The sequence below is a fragment of the Rothia halotolerans genome (assembly GCF_004136635.1).
GTDB lineage: Bacteria > Actinomycetota > Actinomycetes > Actinomycetales > Micrococcaceae > Rothia > Rothia halotolerans.
The window spans coordinates 360,101-385,638 of record NZ_NOIU01000002.1 but is presented as its reverse complement, the minus strand read 5'-3'; the positions used below and the strand labels follow the sequence as shown (position 1 = coordinate 385,638).

Genomic DNA, 25,538 nt, shown 5'->3' with positions numbered 1-25,538 from the left:
ACTCCTAGGAATTCACGGTGGCTGCTGCCTTGCGGGCGGCGGCTGCGACGTCGTGGTTGGTGGACAGCTCGGGGTGGTGCAGGTCCAGCGCCGGGCGCTCGGACCGGATGCGCGGCAGAGCGGTGAAGTTCTGGCGCGGCGGGGGGCAGGAGGTCGCCCACTCGAGCGAGCCGCCGAAGCCCCACGGGTCGTCCACCTCGACCTTCCGCGCGTTGCGGGAGGTCGTGTACACGTTCCACAGGAACGGGATCATCGAGGTCGCCAGGATCATCGCACCGATGGTGGAGAGCTGGTTCATCCACTCGAAGCCGTCCTCGACCAGGTAGTCGGCATAGCGACGCGGCATGCCGTCGACGCCCAGCCAGTGCTGGATGAGGAAGGTGGTGTGGAAGCCGATGAACAGCAGCCAGAAGTGGATCTTGCCCAGGCGCTCGTTGAGCATGCGACCGGTGAACTTGGGCCACCAGAAGTAGCAGGCGGCGAACGCCGAGAACACGACGGTGCCGAACACCGTGTAGTGGAAGTGAGCCACCACGAAGTAGGTGTCGGAGAGGTGGAAGTCCAGCGGCGGGGTCGCCAGGATGATGCCGGTGATGCCGCCGAACAGGAAGGTGATCAGGAAGCCGAACACCCAGAGCATGGGTGTCTCGAACGTCAGGGACCCCTGCCAGAGCGTGCCGATCCAGTTGAAGAACTTCACGCCGGTCGGGACCGCGATCATCATGGTCATGAAGGCGAAGAACGGCAGCATCACGGCGCCGGTCACGTACATGTGGTGGGCCCACACGGTCACGGACAGCGCGGCGATCGCGATGGTCGCGTAGACCAGCCCCTTGTAGCCGAAGATCGGTTTGCGGCTGAAGACCGGGATGATCTCGGAGACGATGCCGAAGAATGGCAGAGCCAGGATGTAGACCTCCGGGTGCCCGAAGAACCAGAACAGGTGTTGCCACAGCATGGCTCCGCCGTTCTCCGGGTCGAAGATGTGCCCGCCGAGCCTTCGGTCCATGCCCAGCGCGAAGAGCGCCGCGGCGAAGGGCGGGAAGACCATGATCACGAGGATGCCGGTGATCAGGGTGGTCCAGCTGAAGATCGGCATGCGCCACATGGTCATGCCCGGGGCGCGCATGCTCAGGATGGTGGTGATGAAGTTGACGCCGCCCATGATCGTGCCGAAGCCCTGCAGGGCCAGGCCGAAGACCCATAGGTCACCACCGACCGCCGGACTGTACGTCGTCGAGTTCAATGGCGCGTAGGCGAACCAGCCGAAGGAGGCGGCGCCCTGGGGGGTGATGAAGCCCGCGATGGCGATCAGCGAGCCGAACAGGAAGAACCAGAAGGCCAGCGCGTTGAGCCGCGGGAAGGCGACGTCGGGCGCGCCGATCTGCAGGGGCACGATCACGTTGGCGAAGCCGATGAACACGGGGGTGCCGAACATCAGCAGCATCAGGGTGCCGTGCATGGTGAACAGCTGGTTGAACTGCTCCTTCGTCTCCATGATCTGCATGCCCGGAGAGAAGAGCTCGAGGCGCATGAGCAGGGCCATGACGCCGGCGAGGCAGAAGAACACGAAGGACGTGATCAGATACATGTAGCCGATCACCTTGTGATCGGTGGACGTGATCCAGTTGACCACGACGCGCCCCTTGGATCGGGGAACCGTACGCGGAGCAACTGTGGTTTCGTCCGTTGAATACTCGAATGTAGACACCGGTACTCCCCTAGCTGGTTTCGTTCATGTTCGGGTTGCGGTTGTACTCGTCGCCGAGACGCCCGTTGTTGCCCTCGTCGCTGAGCTGCTGCATGTGCGCGTCGTACTCGTCCTGCGGGAGGACCTCGACGTTGAACAGCATCTCGGAGTGGTACTCGCCGCAGAGCTCGGCGCACTTGCCCTGGTAGGTGCCGGAGCCGCCGGTCTCGAAGCTCATGTAGTTGGTCTGACCGGGGATGGTGTCCATCTTCTGGAGGAAGGCGGGGATCCAGAACGAGTGGTTGACGTCGCGCGACTTCAGGACCAGCTCGACCTCGGAGTTCTCCGGCAGGTACAGCTCCGGAAGGGTCTCCTCGACGCCGTCCTCACCGGTCAGGTGGGCCTGCACGCCGGAGGAGTAGACGTCGGAGTCCAGGTAGTTGAAGTCCCAGGCCCACTGCTTGCCGTAGACCTCGACGGTCACGTCGGGGTCGTCCGAGCGGGCGGTGATATCGCGCTCGACCTTGTCCGAGAAGGAGAAGAGGCTGACGACCAGGATGATCGGGACCAGCGTGTAGAAGATCTCCAGGGGCAGGTGATAGCCCATCTGGCGGGGGTAGCCCGTGTCCTCCTTGCGGCGGCGATAGGCGATGATGCACCAGAGCATCAGCCCCCAGGTGATCAGGCCCACGACGAGCGCGGCGATCCATGAACCGACCCAGAGATCCATGATGGTGTCGACGTGGTTGGTGGTCCCGCGCTCAGTGGGGAGGAACCCCCGCTGGGCGACGTCCCCGCACCCCGTCATCAGCAGAGCTACAGCCGCGGATGAGCCAATGGCGACTGTGCCCTTGACCCGCCTGGAGCCGGTCCGATTCTGCGAACTCACAGACTGCCCTTCCTCTTCTTTGCATGCGTGTGATTGAACTGCCGTCGTGCGGGTCATCAGCACCGGACGGCCGCAGTCGCAATGTCTGTGCCTCATCTTACCCGCAGCCGGGAGTTCGCACTGACACCGTGTCACCAGACTAACCCCTCCCCTGGGAGTTTGCAGGCTGCGACATCGCCTCCCGGCACGGCCTGACGGGCCCCTGGAGGACGCCTGTGAGTCCTGACACGAAGAGGCCCCTCCCCGCGTGACGGGGAGGGGCCTGGGCTCGACGGCCGCGGACGGCTCAGTTGAAGGAGTCGCCGCAGGCGCAGGAGCCCTGCGCGTTGGGGTTGTCGATGGAGAAGCCCTGCTTCTGGATGGTGTCCTCGAAGTCGATGGTCGAGCCCTCGAGGTAGGGCACGCTCATGCGGTCCACGATGACCTCGACGCCGTCGTAGTCGCGCACGGCGTCGCCGTCCAGGAAGCGCTCGTCGAAGTAGAGCTGGTAGATCAGGCCCGAGCAGCCCCCGGGCTGCACGGCGACTCGCAGCCGCAGGTCGGTCCGGCCCTCCTGCTCCAGGAGCGAGCGGACCTTCCCCGCCGCGACGTCGGTCAGGATGACGCCGTGGGTGGGCAGCTCGGTGTCGGTGTTCTCAGTCGCTACGGTCATGGATGCTCCTTGCCTCTCGTGCGGTTCCAGCTTAGCGCTGGGGATCCTGTCAGCGTCAACGCCCGTCGGCGGACGGCTATTCCCCCGCCTCCGGACTCGCGGCCATTCCGTGCAGGAAGGCGGCCTCGGCCTCCGCGGCCTTGAAGAAGTCCGGCAGGTACAGCGACTCGTTGGCGCTGTGGGCGCGGGTGTCCGGATCCTCGACGCCGGTGATGAGGATCGCGGCCTCGGGGAAGGTCTCGACCAGCGAGGCCACGAAGGGGATCGACCCGCCGAGGCCGGTGAGCACCGGCTCCACGCCCCAGGCCTGCCGCATCGAGGCCAGGACGGCGCGGGCGGCGGGCGAGCTGGTGTCCGCCTCGAAGGGACGGCCGGCCTCCCCGGCGTCGTACTCCACCTCGGCGCCCCAGGGCGCGTTGGCCCGCAGGTGCTCCTCCAGCAGGCGGTGGGCCTCGTGGGGGTCCTGGCCCGGGGCCAGCCGCAGGCTCACCCGGGCCCGGGCGGAGGCGGCCAGGGTGTTGGAGGACTGCTCGACCGGCGTGACGTCCATGCCGATCACGGACAGCGCGGGCTGGCTCCACAGCCGCGAGGCGATCGAGCCGCGGCCGGCCAGGCGCAGGGACTCGGGGATCCCGGCGTCGTCGCGGAAGTCCCGCTCCGGGTAGTCCAGCTCGGGGTCGGCGGAGCGCACCAGGCCGGGGACCGCGACCGCGCCGTCCTCGTCATGCAGCGTGGCCAGCAACCGGATCATCGCGACGTTCGCGTCGACCAGCGGGCCGCCGAAGACCCCGGAGTGCAGCGCGTGGCCCAGGGCCCGCAGCCGCACGGTCCCGGAGATCACGCCCCGCAGGCTCGAGGTCAGCGCGGGCACGCCGCGCTTCCAGTTCGCGGAGTCGGCGACGACGATCGCGTCGGCAGCCAGCTTCTCCCGGTGCTCGTGGAGGAAGTTCTCGAAGCTCGGCGATCCGGCCTCCTCCTCCCCCTCCACGAAGAGCGTGATGCCGACGCCGGGCTCCTGGCCGTGCAGCCTCAGCAGGGCGCGGACGGCGGCGATGTGGACCATGATCCCCGCCTTGTCGTCGGCGGCGCCGCGGCCGTAGAGGCGGTCTCCCACCGGGGTCGCGCGGAAAGGCTCGGTCTTCCACTCGCCGGGGTCGGAGACCGGCTGGACGTCGTGATGGGCGTAGAGCATGACCGTGGGCCGACCCGGAGCCGCGCGGCGGCGCGCCACGACCGCCGGCATCCCCTGCTCGCCGTCCGGGCGGGCGGAGGTGAGGATCTCCACCTCGGGGAGGCCCGCCTCCTCCGCGAGCTGCGCGACCGCCCGGGCGCTGCGCCAGACCTCGCCGGCGTCGTGGACGTCCCAGGCCACCGAGGGGATCTCCACCAGGGCCGCCAGCTCCTCGAGGATCCGCTCGCGCTGGCTGCTCAGGTCCTCCCGCAGGGCCGCGGGGCCGGCGTCGGAGGTCGTGTCGTCGCTGTGCTGGTTCTGCTCATCAGTCGTCATGAAGCCAGCCTATGCCCGAGGCTGACGAGCCCGCACGCGCCGGATGGGTAGCATGGAGGGGTGTTCGGTAGAAAGAAGAGAAACTCCACGGCCGAGGCGACGCCTGCGGCCCAGCAGGAAGAGGCCGCCGCGAAACCCGCGGGCAAGGGCCGCCCCACCCCCACGCGCAGGGAGCAGGAGGCCGCGCGCAAGCGGCCCCTGGTGCCCGACGATCGGCGCGCGGCCAAGCAGGCGAGCCGCGAGGCCGCGCGCGATGCGCGCATCCGGCAGAACCAGGCCATGCAGACCGGCGACGACCGCTACCTGCCGGTCCGCGACCGCGGTCCCCAGCGGCGCTTCATCCGCGACTCGGTGGACTCCCGGTACAACATGGGCGACTACTTCCTGATCTTCCTGATCGCGGTCTTCGTCCTGAGCCTGTTCCTGCCCCCGGAGATCCAGCAGTACTCCATGGTCTTCATGTGGGCCGTGATCATCCTGTGGATCCTGGACACGTTCTTCAAGTGGCGCGGCACCAAGAGGCGCATCCTCGAGAAGTTCGGCGCCGTGGAGCCCGGCTCCGCCTGGTACATGACCAACCGCATGATGATGATCCGCCGGCTCCGGCTCCCCAAGCCCCAGGTCGGCAGGGGCGAGCAGCCCTCCTGATCCGAGACCGCCGGGCGCTGGGCCCGAAGCCCTCCGAACGCCCGGGGCCGGGCACCGCTTCGCCGCGGTGCCCGGCCCCGGGCGTCTCCCGTTCGGCCCCTCGCCTCCCCGATGCGGGCGGCGTCGCCCCGCGGGAACTGCGAGGGCCTCGGCGAGCGGCTCAGCCCGCCATGAGCTTCTTGAGCCCGCGGTTGATCCGCGAGACCCAGAACGGCCCCTCATAGAGGAAGGCCGTGTACCCCTGGACCAGCGTCGCGCCGTTGCGCAGGCGCTCGTGGACGTCCTCCGCGGTGCTCACCCCGCCCACCGAGATGATGGTCGGCTCCGGGCCCAGGAGCCCCCGCAGGCTGCGGAGCACCTCCAGCGACCGCGGGGCCAACGGCGCCCCGGAGAGCCCGCCCTCGCCGCAGGCGTAGACCGAGGAGGGGTCGCTCACCAGGCCGAGGCTCTCCCGCTCGATCGTGGTGTTGGTCGCGATGACGCCGTCGAGCCCGAGCTCCGGGACGAGCCCGGCGATCTCCTCCAGCTGCCCGTCCGTGAGGTCCGGGGCGATCTTGACCAGCAGCGGCACGTGCCGCCCGGCCACGCGGTCGGCCTCCTTCCCCACCGCCTCCAGCAGCGGCGCCAGGCTCTCGCGCGCCTGGAGGGTGCGCAGGCCCGGGGTGTTCGGGGAGCTGACGTTGACCACGAGGTAGTCCGCCTGGGGCGCCAGGGTCCGGGTGCTCACCAGGTAGTCCTCGGTCGCATCCTCCAGCGGCACGGCCTTCGTCTTGCCGATGTTCACGCCCACCACCGGGCGGGTCCCGCTGCCGTACTGGTCGTCGAAGTCGGCGTGCGCGGCGGCCAGGCGCGGACCCACGGCCGCGGCGCCGTCGTTGTTGAAGCCCATCCGGTTCACCACGGCCCGGTCCTCCACGAGCCGGAAGAGCCGCGGCGCGGGGTTGCCCGGCTGCGCCCGGCCCGTCACGGTGCCGACCTCGACGTGGCCGAAGCCCAGATCCGTCAGGGCGACGACGCCGGTGGCCCCCTTGTCGAAGCCGGCCGCCAGCCCGAAGGGCGAGGGGAAGGTCAGGCCCATCGCCCGGGTCTCGAGCGAGCGATCGGGACGGGCGACGGCGCGCAGCGCCCGGGAGGCGCCGCTGCGCTTGCTCGCCTTGATCCCGGAGAAGCCGAGGTGATGGGCGCGCTCCGCGTCCATGCCGGAGAACGCGATCTTGAAGAAGGCCGGATAGATACGGGGCACAGAAATCTCCTGCTCTGAGGCCGGTTCCGAGACCGGCTATATATTCAAGTTAAAGGTAAGGGTTAATAACAGTGTTTCAACTTAAGATTTAGGTTGAACGGTAGCGTCGATGGCCGCGCCGTACCGCCGGTCCCGGCGCGCGTACTCCTCGACCGCCCTCCACAGCACCAGCCGGTCCACATCGGGCCAGAGCACGTCCATGAACACCATCTCCGCGTAGGCGCTCTGCCAGAGCAGGAAGTTGGAGAAGCGCTGCTCCCCCGAGGTGCGGAGGAAGAGGTCGACGTCGGGCACGTCCGGCTCGTCGAGGTACCGCGCGAAGGTCTTCTCCGTGACCTGGGAGCCCTTGATCCTCCCGGCCGCGGCATCCTCCGCGATGCGCGCGGCGGCGTCGGCGATCTCTGCCCGGCCCCCATAGTTCACGCACATCACCAGCGTGCAGACGGTGTTGCCCGCCGTCTCCCGCTCGCACTGCTCCAGCTGCCGGATCACCGACTTCCACAGGCGCGGGCGGCGGCCCGCCCAGCGGATCCGCACGCCCCAGGACTTGAGGGTCTCCAGCTGCCGCGCCAGGACGTCCGAGCAGAAGCGCATCAGGAAGGTTACCTCGTCCACCGAGCGCTTCCAGTTCTCCGTTGAGAAGGCGTAGGCGCTGACGCAGCCGATGCCCATCTCGATCGCGCCGGCGACGACGTCGAGCAGGGCCTGCTCCCCCGCCCGGTGGCCCTCGTTGCGCGGCAGCCCGCGCTCGTTGGCCCACCGCCCGTTGCCGTCCATGACCACCGCGACGTGCCCGGGGACGAAGCGGGCGGGTATCGCGGGAGGCCTGCTCCCCGAGGGGTGGGCAAAGGGTGCGACGACGGTCATAGGGGCCCTTCCAGGAGTGCGAAGGAGCGGAACTCACGCTCCATGTGCCACTGTACATAACGCCTGATGAGCTTCCCCGCGCGGTCCCTGACACCGGGCTCGGGGTCCGTGTCGAGGACCTCCCAGCGCCCCGCGGAGGCCGCCCGGAGGTACTCCAGGGCGTCCTCGGCCAGCGGGCGGTCCCCCGGCGCCCGGCAGGCGTCGCACACCGTGCCGCCGTCGGCCTGGGACCAGGAGCGCAGCGGGCCCTCCGCCCCGCAGCGCGCGCACGCCCAGAGCTCGACGTGCCAGCCGGAGACGGCCATGGCCCGCAGCAGGTAGGAGGTCAGCACGTCCCCCGCCAGATGCTCCCCGCGGGCGAGGGCCCCCACCGCCCCCACGGTCAGGTTGAACAGGCGGGGGTCCCCCGCCTCCACGGCCAGGCCGAGGGTCTCGGCGACCTCGCACACCGAGGATGCGGCGACGTAGCGGTCCCAGTCCGCGACCACCGGTGCCGAGTAGGCCCGGCGCGTCACCGCCTGGGTGACGGTCTCCAGGTTGCGGCCGTGCGCCAGCGAGACGTCGGTGAACATGAACGGCTCGAGCCGCGCCCCCAGCTTCGAGGAGCTCTTGCGGACGCCCTTCGCCACGGCCCGGACCACGCCCTGGCGAGGGCTGATCCCGACCACGATGCGGTCCGCCTCCCCGAGCTGCTGGGTGCGCAGGACGAGCAGGGTGTCCCGGTAGACGTGCGGATGCGAGGGTGAGGTGGGCACGATCCCATTATCTCACCGCACGGCGAAGGGCGCGCTATGAGCGCACCCTTCGTGTCAGCCGGCCGGGTGGGGCCGTCCGTGCAGGGAGGGCCGCCGCCCGAAGAGGACGGCGGCCCTCCCTGCACCCGCCAGGATCAGCGCAGGGCCCGGTTGACCGCCGAGACGACGGCCTTCAGCCCGGCGCGGGTGGTGTTGGCGTCGATGCCCACGCCCCACAACACGCGGTCGCCCACCGCGGCCTCGATGTAGCTGGCCGCCTGGGCGTACTGCCCGGCCGAGAGCGCGTGCTCGGAATAGTCGAGGATGCGCACGTCGACCCCCTCGCGGGAGAGGATCTGGGTCAGCGCGTCGATCGGGCCGTTGCCCACCGCGGAGCGCTCGTACTCGTGCTCGCCGACCTGCAGCGTGACCTTCAGTGTGGTGTCCCCGGCGTCGCGGGCCTCGGTGTTCATCGAGACGATCCTGAACCGGCCCCAGCGGCGCTTCGCGTCGTCCTCGGCGGGCAGGTACTCGTCCTTGAAGATGTCCCACAGGGCGACGCTGGTGATCTCACCGCCCTCGGAGTCGGTGCGGTGCTGCACGACCGAGGAGAACTCGACCTGCGCCCGCTTGGGCATGTCCAGCCCCTTCTGCTGCTTCAGCAGGTAGGCGACGCCGCCCTTGCCCGACTGCGAGTTGACGCGGATGACAGCCTCGTAGTTGCGCCCCAGGTCATGCGGGTCGATGGGCAGGTACGGGACCTCCCAGACCATGTCCTCGATGTCCGTGCCGGTGGCCTCGCTCTCGCGGGCCATGGCGTCGAAGCCCTTCTTGATGGCGTCCTGGTGCGAGCCGGAGAAGGCCGTGAACACCAGCTCGCCGCCGTACGGGGCGCGCTCGTGGACCTTGAGCTGGTTGCAGTACTCCACGGTCTGGCGGATGTCGTCGATGTCCGAGAAGTCGATCTGCGGGTCGACGCCCTGCGTGAGCAGGTTCAGCCCCAGGGTCACCAGGTCGACGTTGCCGGTCCGCTCGCCGTTGCCGAACAGGCAGCCCTCGATGCGGTCCGCGCCGGCCAGGTAGCCCAGCTCGGCGGCGGCGACGCCGGTCCCCCGGTCGTTGTGCGGGTGCAGGGAGAGCACCACGTTCTCGCGGTGGTCCAGGTGGCGGCTCATCCACTCGATCGAGTCGGCGTAGACGTTCGGCGTCGCCATCTCCACGGTGGCGGGCAGGTTGATGATGACCTGGCGGTCGTCGCCGATGCCCAGCTCGGCGGTCACGGCGTTGGCCACGCGGACCGCGTACTCGACCTCGGTGCCGGTGAAGGACTCGGGCGAGTACTGGTAGGTGATCGGGACCGAGGTGCGCATCTGCTCCTCGTACTTGGCGCACAGCCGGGCGCCCGTCAGCGCGATGTCCATGATCGCGTCCTGGTCCGCCTGGAAGACGACCTTGCGCTGGAGAACCGAGGTCGAGTTGTAGAAGTGGACGATGGCCGACGGCGCGCCCTCGATCGCCTCGTAGGTCCGCTCGATCAGGTGCTCGCGGCACTGGACCAGGACCTGGATCGTCACGTCGTCGGGGATGTAGCTGTCCTCGATCAGGGTGCGGACGAAGTTGAAGTCCGTCTGCGAGGCCGAGGGGAAACCGACCTCGATCTCCTTGTACCCCATCCGCACCAGCAGCTTGAACATGGCCAGCTTGCGGTCGATGTCCATGGGGTCCACGAGCGCCTGGTTGCCGTCCCGCAGGTCCACGGCGCACCAGCGGGGCGCCTTCGTGATGACCTTGTCCGGCCAGGTGCGGTCGGGCAGGTCGATGCGGATCTGCTCGTGGAAGGGGCGGTACTTGTGGAAGGGCATCGATGATGCCTGCTGAACGTTTCGCACGTGGATATCCTCGTCAATCCTCGAGATGGTTGCGGCCGGCGCAACGAGTAACCCGCAGCGAGATGTCGGCCTTGGCTGAGTTACGAGGCCTCGCTGCGGCAGCTAAGGAGTAGCGACCATCCGGTGACGTTCATCTGACCAAAGTACCACCGCCCCGGACGACGATGCGTCACGGGTCACCCTCGGTCTCACATCCTGGATGGGCCTGGCCCCGCGGGCGCGGCGCGGTGGTCTCCCGGCCCGCGCAACGACGCCGGGCCGGGAGGCCGGGTCAGTAGGAGAAGGCCTGCTGGCAGGTCTCCTGGTCCGCAGTCTGCCCGGCGGCCCCGCCGACGATCCCCGGGTCCTCCTCGGACTCCTCCTGGGTGATCTTCTCGCCCTCGGTGAAGTCCTCGCCCACGAACAGCGCGACGCCGAGGTAGCTCTCGGAGAGCTGGACCTGCGCCGCGGGGATCCCGAACTTGTCCGCGATCTCCCGGGCCTCGGCCTCGTAGCCGGTGCTGTAGTAGACCGTGCTGCCCGGGTACTCGACGCCGCCCTCCTGCGGGGCCACGGTGAGGTAGCCCATCGACTCGACCAGGTCCGCGACGTCGGAGTCCCGGCCCGTCTCGCCCGAGGCGTTGAGGACCGAGACGGGGGTGGAGCGGTCCGGGGTCTCGGTGGGGGCCGGCGTCGTCTCCTCCGGCGCGGGCTCCTCCTCGCCCCCGCCGTCGGCGAGGGAGCCGCCCTCGCGCATGGTCTCGAAGACCCGGTCGGCGTCGGCGGAGAGCTGGAGCTTGTTCTCGTCGTAGACGTAGGGCTCCGTCGGCGCCGTGGCGAAGACCACGCGGTTCAGGTCGATCCCGGCGAGCTCGCGGCCGATCCCCACGAAGGTCCCGGGGTCGGCGAAGCCCTCGTCCACCGTGACGTTCTGGGTGATCGCCTCGGCGATGTCGTACAGCTTGCCCGGGTTGCTCAGGGTCCCCTCGTCCTTGACCTTGCGCATGAGCGAGGCGAGGAAGCCCTGCTGGGCCTGGATGCGGCCGGTGTCCGAGCCGTCCCCGAAGCCGTGCCTGGAGCGGAGGAAGGCCAGCGCCTGCTCACCCTCGACGTTGGAGGAGCCGGCGGGGATGTCCAGGCCCGAGTACTCGTCGTCGATCGCGTCGCTCACGCAGACCTGGACGCCGCCCACCACCGAGCTCAGCTCCTTCACGGCGTTGAAGTCCACCAGCATGAAGTGGTCGATGTCGACGCCGGTGAGCTCGTTGATCGTGGCCACGGTGCAGCCGGGGCCGCCGTGGTCCAGGGACTCGTTGATCTGGACGTCGTCGGCGGCGGGGAAGACCTTGCCGGAGTCGGGGTTGGTGCACTCCGGGATCGAGACCATGAGGTCGCGGGGGAAGGAGACCACGTTGACGTTCTGCCGGTCCTCGCTGATCTGCATGAGCATCATCACGTCGGAGCGGGCGCCGGACTCCTGGTCCAGGCTGTCGCCGTAGTCGGAGTTCTCTCCCCCGCGCGTGTCCGAGCCGATGACCAGGATGTCGAGCGGGCCCTCGACGTCGGCCGCGGAGCCCGAGGAGCCGCCGAGGTTCAGCGCCTGCGTCGAGACGTTCTGCTGCAGCCGCAGCGCCGCGAAGCCGCCCGCTCCCATGACCACCAGCAGCAGGGAGACGCAGCACAGCGCGATCCACACCCACTGCCGGGAGACGACCGCGCCGTTCGCGAAGTGGCGTCCCCGCTGGCTGAGCCGCGGCGTGGTGCGCTCGTCCGGTCCGGTAGGCGTCTGCGTCACTGAGGAGCTCCTGGTCGTCGATGTGCCGTGCTTCGGGACATTGTAGGCGCCGTCTCTGGGTGTTCGCGCCACCGGCCTCCGCCGGGAGCGCCTCAGAAGCCGAGCCGGCCCAGCGCGCGGGGGTCCCGCTGCCAGTCCTTGGCGACCTTCACGTGGATGCTGAGGTAGACCTTGGTGCCCAGCAGCGCCTCGATCCCGCGGCGGGCGGTGGTCCCGATCTCGCGGAGCCTGGCGCCGCGGCGGCCGATGATGATCGCCTTCTGGGACTCGCGCTCGACGAAGAGGTTCACGTGCACGTCGATCATCGGGTCGTCCTCGGGGCGGTCCTCGCGCTCGAGCATCTCCTCGACCGTCACGGCCACCGAGTGGGGCAGCTCGTCGCGCACGCCCTCCAGGGCCGCCTCCCGGACCAGCTCGGCCACCATGACGGCCTCGGGCTCGTCGGTGAGGTCCCCCTCGGGGTAGAGCGGCGGGGAGTCCGGCAGGTGGGTGCTCAGCAGGTCGGCGACGGCCTCGACCTGGTAGCCCTCGACCGCGGAGACCGGGATGATGTCCGCCCAGCCGCCCTGGCCGTCGTCGTGCGCGGGGGTCTCGGCGGGGCGGGGGCCGGCGTCGCGCGAGAAGGGGGTGGCGGGCTTCTTCTCGCCGCCTCCGCGCCCTCCGGAGGCCTCCCGCCGGCGGCGGCGCTCCTCCCGCGCGGCGCGCTCGGCCGTCATCGTCTCGTCGCCCAGGCGGGCGACCTCCATCAGCTGCTCGGCCAGCCGCTCCTGGCTCACCGCGTCGGCCTTGGTGACGATCGCCACGACCGGCTTGTTGCCGGCGGCCGCGAGCTGGGCGGCGATGAACCGGTCCCCGGGGCCGATCCTCTCGTCGGCCGGAATGCAGAAGCCGATGACGTCGACCTCCGCCAGCGTCTCCCCCACCAGGTCGTTCAGCCGCTCCCCGAGCAGCGTGCGGGGACGGTGCAGGCCGGGGGTGTCGATCAGGATCAGCTGCGAGTGCTCCCGGTGGACGATGCCGCGGATGGTGTGCCGCGTGGTCTGGGGGCGGTTGGAGGTGATCGCGACCTTCTGCCCGACCAGGGCGTTGGTCAGCGTGGACTTGCCCGCGTTCGGGCGCCCGACGAGCACGGCGAACCCGGCGACGTAGTCCTCGGGCACGGCTGCGAATTCCATGGTCACTCCTCGGCCCCGCGGGCCTGGTCGTCGTCCTCTTCCCCCGGCTCCTGCCAGGCCAGCACCATCCCCACGCGGTTGCGGCGCCCTTCGAGCTTAACCGCTTTGAGGTGGATGCCGTAGATCTCGGCGCTCGAGCCCACGATGGGGACCCGGCCCATCGCCTTGGCGAGCAGGCCGCCGACGGTGTCGACGTCGTCGTCGTCCAGGTCGACGTCGAAGAGCTCGCCCAGGTCCCCCACGCTCATCCGCGCGCTGACCCGGTACTCCCCGTCCCCGAGGCGCTCGACCTCGGGGATGGCGGTGTCGTACTCGTCCACGATCTCCCCGACCAGCTCCTCGATCAGGTCCTCGAGCGTGACCAGCCCCGCCGTGCCGCCGTACTCGTCCACGACGACGGCGATGTGGGTGCCCTCGTGCTGCATCTGCGGCAGCAGCTCGGAGACCTTCTGCGACTCGGGCACGAAGCGGGCAGGGCGCAGCAGGTCGCGCACCCCGCGGCTGCGGGCCTCCCCGCGCTCCAGCAGGATCGCCTCGGCCACGTCCTTGAGGTAGAGGAAGCCGCGGACGTCGTCGATGTCCTCGCCCAGCACCGGGATGCGCGAGTACCCGGAGCGCAGGAAGAGGTTCAGTGCGTCCTCGAGGCTCTCCTCGAGCTCGGCGGTGACGGTGTCGGTGCGCGGGACCATGACGGCGCGGATGCGCGTGTCGTCGAGCTCGAAGATCGAGTGCAGCATGGCCGCCTCGCTGTCCTCGATGATGTCCCGGGTCGAGGCCCGGTCCACGAACTCGCGCAGCTCCTCCTCGGTGAAGAAGCCGGCGGACTCGTCCGTGGCCGGGGCGAGCCGGGCGCCTCCGCGCATCAGCCCGCGCGCCACCGGCCCGAGGACCACGGTGAGGCCCCGTAGCGGCCCGGCGGCCGCGGAGGCCACCCGCAGCGGGTTCGAGCGGCCCACGTGCCGGGGCGAGACGCCGATGACGACGTAGCCGACCAGCGTCGCGATGACCAGCGCGAGCAGCCCGGCCAGCCACGGCGCGTGCGCGAAGTCGAGCATCAGCAGCACCAGCAGGATCGTGAACAGGCTCTCGCAGAGGACCCGCACCAGCCGCAGCGTGTGCATGTGCACGCGGGGCTCGGCGAGGATCCGCCGCAGGGCCTCGTGCCCGGGCTCCTCGCCGATCTTCTCGGCCTCGTGGCGCGGCAGGTAGGTGAAGGCGGACTCGGTGGCCGTGAGGAGGAAGGCGACGCCGATGAGCACCAGGATCGCGAGGATCAGGATCGTGGGGAGCATGGGCCGCTAGTGCCTCGTCTCGACGGGGGCCGGCCGGCCCAGGAACTCCTCGAGGATCCGGCGCTGGATCCCGAACATCTCGCGCTCCTCCTCGGCGGTGCCGTGGTCGTAGCCCAGGCAGTGGAGGACGCCGTGGACGGTGAGCAGGCACAGCTCGTCCGAGGTGCTGTGGCCGGCCGCGCGGGCCTGCTCGGCGGCCACAGCCGGGCACAGGACGATGTCGCCCAGCGTCCCCTCGCTGAGGCGCTCCGGGGTGCCGGGCCGCATCTCGTCCATGGGGAAGGACATGACGTCGGTCGGACCGGGCAGGTCCATCCACCGCACGTGCAGCTCGGCCATCTCGGCGGCGTCGACCGCCGCGAGGGACAGCTCGGTCTCCGGGTCCACGTGGAGGCGGCGGAAGGCGAGCTCGACCAGGCCCCTCAGCCGCTCGGCGTCGAGCTCGGCGAAGGCGGCGCGCTCCGGTTCCGGGACGTCCGGGCGGATCTCGATGTCGAGGTTCACTCGCCGTCCTCCCGCTCGGCCCGGGCCGGCCGGGACTCCCCGCGGGACGGGCGGCGGCGGGCGGGGCGCTCCCCGCGCCGCTGCTCGCCCTCCTCCCAGCGCCCGTAGGCGGTGACGATGTCGCTGACGAGCTGGTGGCGCACGACGTCGACCGCCTCCAGGACGGTGAAGTCGATGTCCTCGACGCCCTCGAGGATCCCGCGCACCTGGCGCAGGCCCGAGGCCGCCCCGGTCGGCAGGTCCACCTGGGTCACGTCCCCGGTGATCACCATCTTGGAGCCGAAGCCCAGGCGGGTCAGGAACATCTTCATCTGCTCCACGGTGGTGTTCTGCGCCTCGTCGAGGATGATGAAGGCGTCGTTGAGCGTGCGCCCGCGCATGTAGGCCAGCGGGGCGACCTCGATCGTGCCCGCCTCCATCAGCCGCGGGATGGACTCGGGGTCCATCATGTCGTGCAGCGCGTCGTAGAGGGGACGCAGGTAGGGGTCGATCTTCTCGTTGAGGCTGCCGGGCAGGAAGCCCAGCCGCTCGCCGGCCTCGACCGCGGGACGGGTCAGGATGATCCGATTGACCTCCTTGGCCTGCAGGGCCTGCACCGCCTTGGCCATCGCGAGGTAGGTCTTGCCGGTGCCCGCCGGGCCGATGCCGAAGGTCACGGTGTGCGCGTCGATCGCGTCCACGTAGGCCGACTGGTTCACGGTCTTGGGGCGGATCTTCCGGCCGCGGCTGGAGAGGATGTTCTGCGTCATCGTCGGCGTCGCGGTGCTCATGTTGCGCACCAGGAGATCGACCAGGCGCTTGACCACCTGGGCGGTGATCACCGAGTCCTGGCGGGCCAGGGCCTCGAGCTCCTCGAGGAGCCGGATCACGACGTCCACCTGGGGCGAGGGGCCCGTGACCGCGATCTCGAGGTCCCTCACGCGCAGCGAGACCTCGGGGAACGCCTGCTCGATGACGAGCACCGAGGAGTCCTGCGGCCCCAGGGACTGGACCATGGAGTCGCGGGAGGAGAAGTCGTAGGTGCGGGAGACGGACAGCGGCCGGGTCGCCCCGGGAGGCGTGGATGACATGGACAGCGGGGCAACCTCTCGGGTCGTGGATCTGTGACGTGTTTCTGACCCCAGCCTACTAGGCGAGGGTGGGGAGGGCGGGGCTCCGCCGATAGAATGTACGGGACGCGCCACGCCGCCGTCGTCGTCTGGAAGAGCTGGAGGTGCCCACGCCCATGGCGCCACGCCTCACGCGCATCGCGGCCCTCGCCTCGGCGGCGCTGCTCGCCCTCACCGGCTGCGGCCTGCTGGACGGCTCCTCCGAGGGGTCCGGCGGCGCGCTGCGGGACTCCTCCTCGAGCCAGCGCGTGCCGCTGTACTGGGTCGGCCAGCCCGGGCCCCGCGCCCACCTGTTCCGCGAGTACGTGCCGCTGGCCCCGGACGAGTCCGCCCCCGCCGGGGACGTCGTCGCCATGGCGGTGTCCATGATGTCCCGGATGCAGCCGGCCGACCCCGACTACGAGAACCCCTGGTCCCCGGCGAGCTCGGTGGGCAGCTCCGTGACCTCGGACGGAACCTTGACCCTGGACGTCTCCTCCGACATGTTCCCGGAGGACCTCGGCGAGGAGGCCGAGCGGATGGCGCTCCAGCAGCTCGTCTACACCGCCACGGCGACGGCGGTCAGCACCAAGGTCCTCGACGCCGAGCACGCCACCACGGTGGTGGTGCTGGTCGACGGCCGCGCCGGGCACCAGTTCGGCGGGGAGACCCTCGGCTCCCCCACCCAGCGGGACGACGCGGCGCGATCACCCCTGTGGGTGATCGACCCGGACCAGGGCGGCGTGCACTCCCGCGAGGTCGGCTTCAAGCTCGTCTCCGACCACATCGCCTCCAGCGTGCACTGGCGCCTCAGCGGGATCGAGGGGGTCATCGAGGAGGAGGCCGTGGACCTGCGCGACGACGGCTCGGGGCACCACGAGATCCAGTTCGACCGCACCCTGGACCCCGGGGACTACACCATCGAGGCCTTCGTGCCGAACGAGGAGGTCTACGACCAGGGCCTCGTGGACCCCGCGCAGGACGTGAGCCTCTGGGACGACCACGACTTCACGGTCCGCGAGGGGACGATCGAGCGGAGCGTGCCTCAGGACCAGTAGCCGGAGGCCGCGTGGAGCACGGCCAGCGCGGCGGCACCGGCCGTCGAGGTGCGCAGGACGTCGCGCCCCAGCCGCACCGCCGTGCCCCCGGCGCCGGTCAGCGCCTCCAGCTCGGCCGGGGAGATGCCGCCCTCGGGACCCACCACGAGGTAGGTGGTGCCGGAGCCGCCCTGCCGGGCCGCGGCCGGCTCGCGGCGCAGCGCCTCGGACAGGCCCAGCTCCGCCTCCTCGTGGAGGACCAGCACGCGGTCGCCGGGGTCGAAGGCCGCGGGCAGCTCCGCCGAGGAGTGCAGGTCGTAGACCGCGGGGATCGCGGCGCGGCGGGCCTGCTTGGCCGCGGCCGCCGCCGTGCGCTCCCACTTGGCGTGGGCCTTCGCGGCGCGCTCGCCCTTCCACCGCACGATGCTGCGCTCTGCCTGCCACGGCACCACGCCGTCGACGCCGAGCTCGGTGGCCATCTCCACCGCCATCAGGTCGCGGTCGCCCTTGGCCAGGGCCTGGACGAGCACGACGCCGCTGCCCTGGTCGCGGACCGGCGGGCCGGTGACGCCGACCTCCAGGCCGGCGTCGAGCACCGCCTCCACGACGCCGGGCACACGCGTGCCCCGGCCGTCCACGAGGTCCAGCGCCTCGCCCGCCGCGAGCCGCCTGACGGTCGCGGCGTGGTGGCCCTCGGCGCCGTCGAGCACGTAGGTCTCCCCCGGCCCGAGGTCAGCGAGGTCCTCCGGGGCGGCGTAGAAGATCGGTCGGGTCATGGCGGCGTCGTCCCTAGTCCTGGAACCTGTCCCGGAGGCGGGAGAAGAAGCCCTGGTTCTGGTTGCTCACGGTCTCCGCGCTGGTGTGGTCCTCCTCGCGGGAGGCGGCGAGCTGCTCGAGCAGCTCGCGCTGCTCGTGGGTCAGCTTGGTCGGCGTCTCCACCGCGAACCGGACCACGAGGTTGCCGCGGCCGTTGCCGCGCAGCCGGGTCACGCCGAGGTCCTTGAGCGTCGCGGTGTCCCCGGTCTGGGTGCCGGCCCTGACCGAGACGTCGCGCGGGCCGTCGAAGGTCTCCAGCGAGATGGTCGTGCCCAGCGCCGCGGCGGTCATGGGGATGGTGACGGTCGCGTGGAGGTCGTCGCCCTCGCGGGAGAAGGTCTCGTGCTGGGTGACCCGCAGCTCGACGTAGAGGTCGCCGTTGGGGCCGCCGCCGGTCCCGGCCTCGCCCTGGCCGTTGAGGCGGATGCGCGTGCCGGTGGCGACGCCGGCCGGGATGCGCAGGGTCAGCGGCTTGCGCTGGCGCACCCGCCCCTCGCCGTAGCACTCCTGGCAGGGGTTCTTGATGACGGTGCCGAAGCCGCGGCAGTTGGGGCACTCGGCGGTGGTGACCACGTTGCCGAGGATCGACTGGACCTGGCGCTGCACGTGGCCCTGGCCGTGGCAGACCTGGCAGGTCTCGGGCTTGGTGCCCTCCTGGGTGCCCTCGCCGTGGCAGAGCTCGCAGGTCACGGCGGTGTCCACCGTGACCTCCTTCTCCGTGCCGAAGACGGCGTCGCGCAGGTCCACGCGGACGTTGATGAGCGCGTCCTGGCCCTGGCGCACGCGGCTGGCCGGGCCCCGGGAGGCCCCGGCGCCCTGGAAGAAGGTCTCGAAGATGTCGGAGAAGCCGAAGCCCGAGCCGGGGAAGCCGCCGCCGAAGCCGGTGTTGCTGCCGTTCTCGTTGCCGGTGGTGTCGTAGACCCGCCGCTTCTCCGGGTCGGAGAGGACGTCGTGGGCGTGCGAGACGCGCTTGAACTCCTCGGCGGCCTCGGACGAGGGGTTCACGTCCGGGTGGAGCTTGCGGGCCTTCTTCCGGTAGGCCTTCTTGATCTCCTCGGCGCTGGCATCGCGCGCCACACCGAGCGTTTCGTAATGACTGCTCACTGAATCTTCCTCACTCTTGCGGCCGCTCGCCGCGTGAATCTGCGTGTCTGGTGTCCCCCGACGTCAACAGCGCCGGCCCGCGATCTATTCGTGCAGGATGCGGGACAGGTACCGCGCGACGGCGCGGACCGAGGACATGGTCGTCGGATAGTCCATGCGCGTGGGCCCCACCACGCCCAGCTTCGAGGCCAGGCTGGGACCGTACCCGGTGGCGACGACGGAGGCGTCCGCCAGCGGCGACTCGGCGTTCTCCCGTCCGATGCGCACCGAGACCCCCCGGGAATCCTCCCCGATCTCGGAGAGCAGGCGCAACATGACCACCTGCTCCTCGAGCGCGTCGAGGATGGGGGCGATGCTGCGGGTGAAGTCGCCGGTGGCCTGGGCGAGGTACGAGGTGCCGGCCATCAGGAGGCGCTCCTCGCGCTGCCCGCTGCCGAGGTCAGCGACCGCCCCGGCCAGCGTCAGGGCCGCGGGCCGCAGGGCGGGCTCCACGGCGTCGACGGCCCGCGCCGCGCCGGGCGCCAGATCGGTCAGGGGCTGGCCGAGCGCCTCGTCGAGCACGCTCGCCCGCACGGCCGCGAGCCCGATCTCCGAGGGCGCGGGGTCCACCTCCACCGCCCGCTGCAGGACCCGTCCCCGGCTCGTGATGACGACGGCGAGGACCAGCCCCGGGGACATCTCCACCAGGTCGATGTGCCGCACGGCCTCGCCCGTGCTCACCGGGTACTGGACCACGGCCACCTGGTGCGTCAGCTGCGAGAGCAGCCGGACGGTGCGGGCCATCACCTGGTCCAGGTCCTCGGCCGACTCGAGAAAGCCGGTGATCGCGCGGCGCTCGGCGGCCGAGAGCGGCTTGACGGCCGAGATCTGGTCGACGAACGCGCGGTAGCCCTTGTCGGTGGGGATCCGCCCGGCGCTGGCGTGCGGGGCGGTGATCATCCCCTCCTCCTCCAGGGCGGCCATGTCGTTGCGCACGGTGGCGCTCGAGACGCCGAGGTTGTGCCGCTCCACCAGCGCCTTCGAGCCCACGGGCTCCCGCGAGTGGACGTAGTCCTCCACGATGGCGCTGAGCACCTCGAGCCGACGCGGCTGGTTCACGGGTGTGTGACTCCTCGAAGATCGCGGCACGGACGCGCTGCCGTGCCTGGACGTGCCTGACCATTCTGGCACTCAATGTGCCTGCCTGCTAATTCTACGCCCCTGGTCGGGGCACGGGAACGGATCGCGGGCCATAAGCTCTAGGCTGAGGAGCCGGGGCCCGGAGCCCCGACGCACGGCTGATCAGATGCGAGGAGGAGACCGATGGATCGATACGCGTGGGGCCCCCAGGACCTCTCGGCGGCCGCCGCCCCGGCGTCCGCGGCCCGGGAGCTGGAGGTCAGGGCGGGGATGGTCATCGAGGAGGTCCAGTCCGGCTGGGTCGGCGCGGCCGTGTCCCTGGAGAGCATCGGCGGGCAGCGCGTCGTCGGGCTGGAGGACCGGCACGGGGCGGTGCGCTCGTTCCCGCTCGGCCCGGGCTTCCTCTACGAGGGGGAGCCCGTGGCCCTGGTCCCGCCGCGCGCCGCCGCCTCCCGCCGGCCGCAGCGCACCCGCTCCGGCTCGGTCGCCGCTCCGCGCGCCCGGGCCAGGACGGCCCGGGCCTCGCGCATGCTGGTCGAGGGCGTGCACGACGCCGAGCTGGTGGAGAAGGTCTGGGGCGAGGACCTGCGGCACGAGGGCATCGTGGTGGAGCCGATGCACGGACTGGACCACGTGACCGAGATCATCCGCGACTTCTCCCCCGCCCCGCATCGGCGCCTGGGCGTCCTGGCCGACCACCTGGTGCCCGGCAGCAAGGAGTCCCGCCTGGCGGAGGAGGCGATGAGGCTTCCCGGGGCCCGGGAGAACGTCCTGTTCGTCGGGCATCCCTACGTCGACGTCTGGCAGTCGGTGAAGCCGGCCGCCGTCGGGCTCAGCGCCTGGCCCGAGGTGCCGCGCGGCGAGGACTGGAAGACCGGAATCCTGCGGCGCATCGGCTGGCCGCACGGCACCCCCGCCGAGTCCGCGGCCGGGTGGAAGAGGATCCTGGGCAGCGTGCGGACCTACGCGGACCTGGACCCAGGGATCCTCGGCCCGGTGGAGCACATCATCGACTTCCTCACCCAGGACGCCGAGGGCTCCTGACCCCTCGAGGGCGCTGGGACCGGGGACGACGACGCACCCCTCCCACGCCATGGAGGCCGTGCGGGAGCCCGCGGTTTGAGGACGGCCCCGAACCGGTACCATGGACGGAGCGCACCTCGCGCTTCTAGAACCATGGGCCATGAGAGAAAAGGGCGGAATTCCTTGGGGCGTACCTCCACCACCGAGTCCGGCACTCCGTTCGAGGGGGTCTCGGCGACCCCTCAGCCGCTGAGCGTCAGGGACGATCGCGCGCTGGCGACGCTCTCGCACTTCGGCGGCGTGGCAGGATGCCTGCCCTCCGCCGTCATCTACGCCACGGTCCGCCAGCGCGGCCGCTTCACGGCCCAGGAGTCGCGGGAGGCGCTGAACTTCACCCTGCTGCCGACCATCCTGATCATCGCCTGCATCGGGCTCTCGGTGATCCCGGCGATCGGCTGGTTCTTCGGGCTCGCGGCGGCCGTGGTGTGGCTGTACGTGACCGTGATGTCGCTGATCGCCGGCGTCGTCGTCAACCGGGGCAACCCGTACCAGTACCCGCTGAACACGCGGCTGCTGGACAAGTTCAGCCGGGACGCCTGATCCGGTCCCGGGGCTGAAGCCCCGGGAGCCGCCCGGCATGGGGCCCTCGACCCCACCCCGCCGTGGCCGCGCGGAGCCCGCGGGCCCCGGCTCAGTCCGCCAGCAACTCCCTGACCACTGCGTCGCCCAGGAGCCTGCCGCGCAGGGTCAGGCGGACCAGGCCGCGCTCCAGCTCCCCCGCCTCGATGAGGCCCTGGCCCAGCAGCCAGCCGGTCGCCTCGCGGCCCGCGGGACGCAGCCGCTCCACCGGGAGGCCGTCGGCGATCCGGGCGCCCAGCATGATCTCCTCCGTGTAGCGGGTTTCCGCCTCGAGGTGCTCCCGCGCGGCCGCCGGCGAGACGCCCTCGCGCAGCCGGTTGGCGTAGGGCAGGGGGTGCTTGAGGTTCCACCAGCGCACCCCGCCCACGTGCGAGTGGGCGCCGGGGCCGATCCCCCACCAGTCCTGGTTGCGCCAATAGGCCAGGTTGTGCCGCGATCGGGTCGCGGGCCCGGTGGACCAGTTGGAGATCTCGTACCAGTGGTACCCCGCGCCGGCGAAGAGCTCGTCGGCCAGCTGGTACATGTCCGCCTGGGTGTCGTCGTCCACCGGCACGTGCTCCCCGCGGGCGATCTGCGCCGCGAGCTTGGTGCCCGGCTCCACGATGAGCGAGTAGGCGGAGATGTGGTCCGGCGCGTAGCCGATCGCCGCGCGGACCGAGGTCTCCCACTCCTCCAGGGTCTCCCCCGGCGCGCCGCAGATCAGGTCCACGGAGGTCTGCAGGCCGAGCTCCTTGGCCCAGTCCACGACCTTCGGCACGTTCGCCGGGGTGTGGGTGCGGTCCAGGACCTCCAGGACGCGGGGCACCGCGGACTGCATCCCGAAGGAGACGCGGGTGAACCCGGCGTCGCGCAGGGTCTCGAGGTCCTCGCGGGTCACCGAGTCGGGGTTGGCCTCGGTGGTGACCTCCGCGCCGTCCTCGATGCCGAAGAGCTCGACGCCGGTGCGCAGGATCCGCGCGAGGTCCTCGGCCGGGAGCCGGGTCGGGGTCCCCCCGCCGAAGAAGACCGTGTGCAGGGGCCGGCCGAGCCCGCCCGAGCGCTCCATGACCTCGGCGGCGAAGCGGAGCTCGCGCACGGCGTCGTCGGCGTAGGTCAGCCGCCCGACGCCGTCGGAGAACTCCTCCGCGGCGTAGGTGTTGAAGTCGCAGTAGCCGCAGCGCACGGTGCAGTACGGGACGTGGACGTACAGGCTCAAGGTGCGCGCGGCGGCCTCGGCCCCCGCGCCGGCGGGCAGCAGGCCGTCCGCCGGTGCCGGATCCCCGGTGGGCTGGGCGGGGCTCACTTCTTGGACTTGTCCTTCGACTCCTCGCCCGAGGAGAGCGCCGCGATGAACGCCTCCTGCGGGACCTCCACGCGGCCCACCATCTTCATGCGCTTCTTGCCCTCCTTCTGCTTCTCCAGCAGCTTGCGCTTGCGGGAGATGTCGCCGCCGTAGCACTTGGAGAGCACGTCCTTGCGGATCGCCCGGATGTTCTCGCGCGCGATGATGCGGGAGCCGATGGCGGCCTGGATGGGCACCTCGAACTGCTGCCGCGGGATCAGCTCGCGCAGCCGGGTGGCCATCGTGGTGCCGTACGAGTACGCGTTGTCCCGGTGGGTCACGGCCGAGAAGGCGTCCACCCGCTCGCCCTGCAGCAGGATGTCCACCTTGACCAGGTCGGACTCCTGGGCGCCGTCGAGCTTCCAGTCCAGCGAGGCGTAGCCGCGGGTGCGCGACTTCAGCTGGTCGAAGAAGTCGAAGACGATCTCCGCCAGCGGCATCCGGTAGCGCAGCTCGACGCGGTCCTGGGAGAGGTAGTCCATGCCGCCCATCTGGCCGCGGCGGGACTGGCACAGGTCCATCACGGCGCCGATGAACTCGCTGGGCACGATCACGGTGCAGGCGACCATCGGCTCCTCGATGGTGGAGATCTTGCCCTCGGGGAACTCGCTGGGGTTGGTCACGCGCATCGAGGTGCCGTCCTCGGCCACGATGTCGTAGATGACGTTGGGCGCGGTGGAGATGAGCTCCAGGTTGAACTCCCGCTCCAGGCGCTCCCGGACGATCTCGAGGTGCAGCAGGCCGAGGAAGCCGACGCGGAAGCCGAAGCCCAGCGCGGCGGAGGTCTCCGGCTCGTAGACCAGCGCGGCGTCGTTGAGCTTCAGCTTGTCCAGGGCGTCGCGCAGGATCGGGTAGTCGGAGCCGTCGATCGGGAAGAGGCCGGAGAAGACCATGGGCTTGGGGTCCTCGTAGCCGCCCAGGTTCTCCGGCGCGGGGCGCTTGGCGTCGGTGACGGTGTCGCCCACCCGCGACTGCCGGACGTCCTTCACGCCGGTGATGAGGTAGCCGACCTCGCCGACGCCGAGCCCCTCGGTGGGCTTGGGCTCGGGCGAGATCACGCCGATCTCCAGCAGCTCGTGCTCGGCGCCGGTGGACATCATGGCGATCTTCTGCCGCGGCCTGAGCATGCCGTCGACGACGCGGACGTAGGTCACCACCCCGCGGTAGGAGTCGTACACGGAGTCGAAGATCATGGCGCGCGGCTCGGCGTCGGCCATGCCCTGGGGCTCGGGGAGGTCGCGGACGATCCGGTCCAGCAGCTCCTCCACCCCCTCGCCGGTCTTGCCGGAGACGCGCAGGACGTCCTCGGGATCCACGCCGATGAGGTTGGCGAGCTCCTCCGCGTACTTCTCGGGCTGCGCCGCGGGGAGGTCGATCTTGTTCAGGACCGGGATGATGGTGAGGTCGTTCTCCATCGCCAGGTAGAGGTTGGCCAGCGTCTGCGCCTCGATCCCCTGGGCGGCGTCGACCAGCAGGAGCGCGCCCTCGCAGGCGGCCAGGGAGCGGGATACCTCGTAGGTGAAGTCCACGTGGCCGGGCGTGTCGATCATGTTCAGCGCGTAGGCGGTCCCCTCGACCTCCCACGGCATGCGCACGGCCTGGGACTTGATGGTGATGCCGCGCTCGCGCTCGATGTCCATCCGGTCCAGGTACTGGTTCTTCATCTCCCGGGGGGTCAGCACGCCGGTCGCCTGCAGCATCCGGTCCGCCAGGGTGGACTTGCCGTGGTCGATGTGGGCGATGATGCAGAAGTTCCGCAGGATGCTGGGATCGGTCGCCGCGGGGCGCGGAGCTTCGCTCGCCTGAGGTGCCACGAGTAGCTGCCCTTTCTATGGACTGGTGCACGTGAGCGTGCCGGTCGATCTCCTAGTTTCCCATGTTTTCCCATCCGGCGCTAAGTCGCTCCGGGCCCGGGTGCGCGGGCGCGGGGCACGACGCCGCCGGGGAGCCGCGCGGAGGTGTGGCGTACGCGACCCGGGACGCCCTATGGCCGGGACCCGGCCTTGCTGATAGACTCATTAGCTGTGTGTCCGATGGTCATCGGGCACTGCGAGCCGGTTGTCACAGGCATCCCCACGCCGCTCAGTCAAGACCGGCTCGTTTGCCCTCACTGACCTATACGACGAACAACAGAAGGTTTTCACGTGGCTAACATCAAGTCCCAGAAGAAGCGGATCCTGACCAACGAGAAGGCTCGTCTGCGTAACAACGCCTACAAGTCGGATCTGCGCACCTCGGTGCGCAAGGTCAACGCCGCCGTGGAAGCGGGCGACAAGGAGCAGGCCGTCTCGGCTCTGCGCCTGGCCGGCAAGAAGTTCGACAAGGCTGTCAGCAAGGGTGTTCTGCACAAGAACAACGCTGCCAACAAGAAGTCGGGCCTGGCCGCTCGCGTCAACGGGCTCTCCTAGTCTTCGGTAGTAAGTGAGTCGAAGGCCCCCGCCGGATTCCGGCGGGGGCCTTCGTGCGTCCGGGCGGAGCGGGGCCTCGACGGTGCGTCCGGGCGGGCTCACAGGAGGCTTTCCCTCCC

23 protein-coding genes are annotated in these 25,538 nt (G+C 70.5%); 5 read left to right on the top strand and 18 right to left on the bottom strand.

Annotation, left to right across the window (positions count from 1 at the left end; genetic code table 11):
- Nucleotides 1–4: 4 nt before the first annotated feature.
- The 4 genes from ctaD to EWV39_RS06690 all read right to left on the bottom strand — a co-directional run bounded on the left by ctaD (nt 5) and on the right by EWV39_RS06690 (nt 4,738).
- Nucleotides 5–1,711: an aa3-type cytochrome oxidase subunit I gene (gene ctaD / locus EWV39_RS06705; RefSeq protein ID WP_129658017.1), complete on the bottom strand. Its 1,707-nt coding sequence runs from the start codon at nt 1,709–1,711 to the stop codon at nt 5–7.
- A 10-nt stretch (nt 1,712–1,721) separates the two neighbouring features.
- Nucleotides 1,722–2,579 (bottom strand): aa3-type cytochrome oxidase subunit II, encoded by an 858-nt coding sequence (gene ctaC / locus EWV39_RS06700; protein WP_129658015.1) that lies wholly within the window; start codon nt 2,577–2,579, stop codon nt 1,722–1,724.
- 286 nt (nt 2,580–2,865) lie between these two features.
- Nucleotides 2,866–3,231: a HesB/IscA family protein gene (locus EWV39_RS06695; protein WP_129658013.1), complete on the bottom strand. Its 366-nt coding sequence runs from the start codon at nt 3,229–3,231 to the stop codon at nt 2,866–2,868.
- A 76-nt stretch (nt 3,232–3,307) separates the two neighbouring features.
- A complete protein-coding gene (locus EWV39_RS06690; RefSeq protein ID WP_129658011.1) occupies nt 3,308–4,738 on the bottom strand; it encodes a dipeptidase in 1,431 nt (476 codons plus the stop codon).
- 60 nt (nt 4,739–4,798) lie between these two features.
- Here EWV39_RS06690 and EWV39_RS06685 point away from each other — a divergent pair, with 60 nt between their 5' ends.
- Complete coding sequence (locus EWV39_RS06685) at nt 4,799–5,386, top strand: DUF3043 domain-containing protein (protein WP_129658009.1); 588 nt, start codon at nt 4,799–4,801, stop codon at nt 5,384–5,386.
- 160 nt (nt 5,387–5,546) lie between these two features.
- Here EWV39_RS06685 and EWV39_RS06680 read toward each other — a convergent pair whose 3' ends face one another.
- The 9 genes from EWV39_RS06680 to EWV39_RS06640 all read right to left on the bottom strand — a co-directional run bounded on the left by EWV39_RS06680 (nt 5,547) and on the right by EWV39_RS06640 (nt 15,934).
- Nucleotides 5,547–6,629 carry a quinone-dependent dihydroorotate dehydrogenase gene (locus EWV39_RS06680; RefSeq protein ID WP_272947833.1) on the bottom strand — a complete coding sequence of 361 codons (1,083 nt, stop codon included), beginning with the start codon at nt 6,627–6,629 and terminating at the stop codon, nt 5,547–5,549.
- Nucleotides 6,630–6,710: 81 nt separating this feature from the next.
- Nucleotides 6,711–7,496 carry an isoprenyl transferase gene (locus EWV39_RS06675; protein WP_129658007.1) on the bottom strand — a complete coding sequence of 262 codons (786 nt, stop codon included), beginning with the start codon at nt 7,494–7,496 and terminating at the stop codon, nt 6,711–6,713.
- Complete coding sequence (gene recO / locus EWV39_RS06670) at nt 7,493–8,251, bottom strand: DNA repair protein RecO (protein WP_165313188.1); 759 nt, start codon at nt 8,249–8,251, stop codon at nt 7,493–7,495. The genes EWV39_RS06675 and recO overlap by 4 nt, the downstream gene beginning before the upstream one ends.
- Nucleotides 8,252–8,385: 134 nt before the next feature.
- Nucleotides 8,386–10,119, bottom strand: a complete 1,734-nt coding sequence (gene leuA, locus EWV39_RS06665) for a 2-isopropylmalate synthase (RefSeq protein WP_129658003.1) — start codon at nt 10,117–10,119, stop codon at nt 8,386–8,388.
- A 271-nt stretch (nt 10,120–10,390) separates the two neighbouring features.
- The gene (locus EWV39_RS06660; RefSeq protein WP_238148136.1) at nt 10,391–11,893 is read right to left on the bottom strand and encodes an LCP family protein; all 1,503 of its coding nucleotides are present in this window, start codon (nt 11,891–11,893) and stop codon (nt 10,391–10,393) included.
- Nucleotides 11,894–11,985: 92 nt separating this feature from the next.
- The gene (locus EWV39_RS06655; RefSeq protein ID WP_129658001.1) at nt 11,986–13,068 is read right to left on the bottom strand and encodes a GTPase Era; all 1,083 of its coding nucleotides are present in this window, start codon (nt 13,066–13,068) and stop codon (nt 11,986–11,988) included.
- Nucleotides 13,069–13,070: 2 nt separating this feature from the next.
- On the bottom strand, nt 13,071–14,360 hold the full coding sequence (locus EWV39_RS06650; protein WP_129657999.1) for a hemolysin family protein: 1,290 nt from the start codon (nt 14,358–14,360) through the stop codon (nt 13,071–13,073).
- 6 nt (nt 14,361–14,366) lie between these two features.
- A complete protein-coding gene (gene ybeY / locus EWV39_RS06645; RefSeq protein ID WP_129657997.1) occupies nt 14,367–14,864 on the bottom strand; it encodes an rRNA maturation RNase YbeY in 498 nt (165 codons plus the stop codon).
- Nucleotides 14,861–15,934, bottom strand: coding sequence for a PhoH family protein (locus tag EWV39_RS06640; RefSeq protein ID WP_129657995.1), 1,074 nt, complete (start codon nt 15,932–15,934; stop codon nt 14,861–14,863). The genes ybeY and EWV39_RS06640 overlap by 4 nt, the downstream gene beginning before the upstream one ends.
- Before the next feature lie 155 nt (nt 15,935–16,089).
- On the opposite strand from EWV39_RS06640, the gene EWV39_RS06635 reads away from it, so the two are divergent.
- Nucleotides 16,090–17,010, top strand: a complete 921-nt coding sequence (locus tag EWV39_RS06635) for a GerMN domain-containing protein (RefSeq protein ID WP_129657993.1) — start codon at nt 16,090–16,092, stop codon at nt 17,008–17,010.
- On the opposite strand, the gene EWV39_RS06630 is transcribed toward EWV39_RS06635, so the two are convergent.
- The 3 genes from EWV39_RS06630 to hrcA all read right to left on the bottom strand — a co-directional run bounded on the left by EWV39_RS06630 (nt 16,998) and on the right by hrcA (nt 20,007).
- Complete coding sequence (locus EWV39_RS06630; protein ID WP_129657991.1) at nt 16,998–17,765, bottom strand: 16S rRNA (uracil(1498)-N(3))-methyltransferase; 768 nt, start codon at nt 17,763–17,765, stop codon at nt 16,998–17,000. The genes EWV39_RS06635 and EWV39_RS06630 overlap by 13 nt on opposite strands.
- Nucleotides 17,766–17,778: 13 nt before the next feature.
- Nucleotides 17,779–18,909 carry a molecular chaperone DnaJ gene (gene dnaJ, locus EWV39_RS06625; RefSeq protein ID WP_129657989.1) on the bottom strand — a complete coding sequence of 377 codons (1,131 nt, stop codon included), beginning with the start codon at nt 18,907–18,909 and terminating at the stop codon, nt 17,779–17,781.
- Nucleotides 18,910–18,993: 84 nt separating this feature from the next.
- Nucleotides 18,994–20,007, bottom strand: coding sequence for a heat-inducible transcriptional repressor HrcA (gene hrcA, locus EWV39_RS06620; protein WP_129657987.1), 1,014 nt, complete (start codon nt 20,005–20,007; stop codon nt 18,994–18,996).
- A 204-nt stretch (nt 20,008–20,211) separates the two neighbouring features.
- On the opposite strand from hrcA, the gene EWV39_RS06615 reads away from it, so the two are divergent.
- Nucleotides 20,212–21,072: a DUF3097 family protein gene (locus EWV39_RS06615; RefSeq protein ID WP_129657985.1), complete on the top strand. Its 861-nt coding sequence runs from the start codon at nt 20,212–20,214 to the stop codon at nt 21,070–21,072.
- A 162-nt stretch (nt 21,073–21,234) separates the two neighbouring features.
- Entirely contained in the window at nt 21,235–21,651 is a 417-nt protein-coding gene (locus tag EWV39_RS06610) for a DUF4870 domain-containing protein (RefSeq protein WP_238148134.1), read from the top strand.
- Between the two features lie 91 nt (nt 21,652–21,742).
- Here EWV39_RS06610 and hemW read toward each other — a convergent pair whose 3' ends face one another.
- A complete protein-coding gene (gene hemW / locus EWV39_RS06605) occupies nt 21,743–22,972 on the bottom strand; it encodes a radical SAM family heme chaperone HemW (RefSeq protein ID WP_129657981.1) in 1,230 nt (409 codons plus the stop codon).
- Nucleotides 22,969–24,825: a translation elongation factor 4 gene (lepA, locus tag EWV39_RS06600; protein WP_129657979.1), complete on the bottom strand. Its 1,857-nt coding sequence runs from the start codon at nt 24,823–24,825 to the stop codon at nt 22,969–22,971. Before lepA ends, hemW begins: the two co-directional genes overlap by 4 nt.
- Nucleotides 24,826–25,155: 330 nt before the next feature.
- On the opposite strand from lepA, the gene rpsT reads away from it, so the two are divergent.
- Nucleotides 25,156–25,419: a 30S ribosomal protein S20 gene (gene rpsT / locus EWV39_RS06595; RefSeq protein WP_129657977.1), complete on the top strand. Its 264-nt coding sequence runs from the start codon at nt 25,156–25,158 to the stop codon at nt 25,417–25,419.
- Nucleotides 25,420–25,538 lie beyond the last annotated feature (119 nt).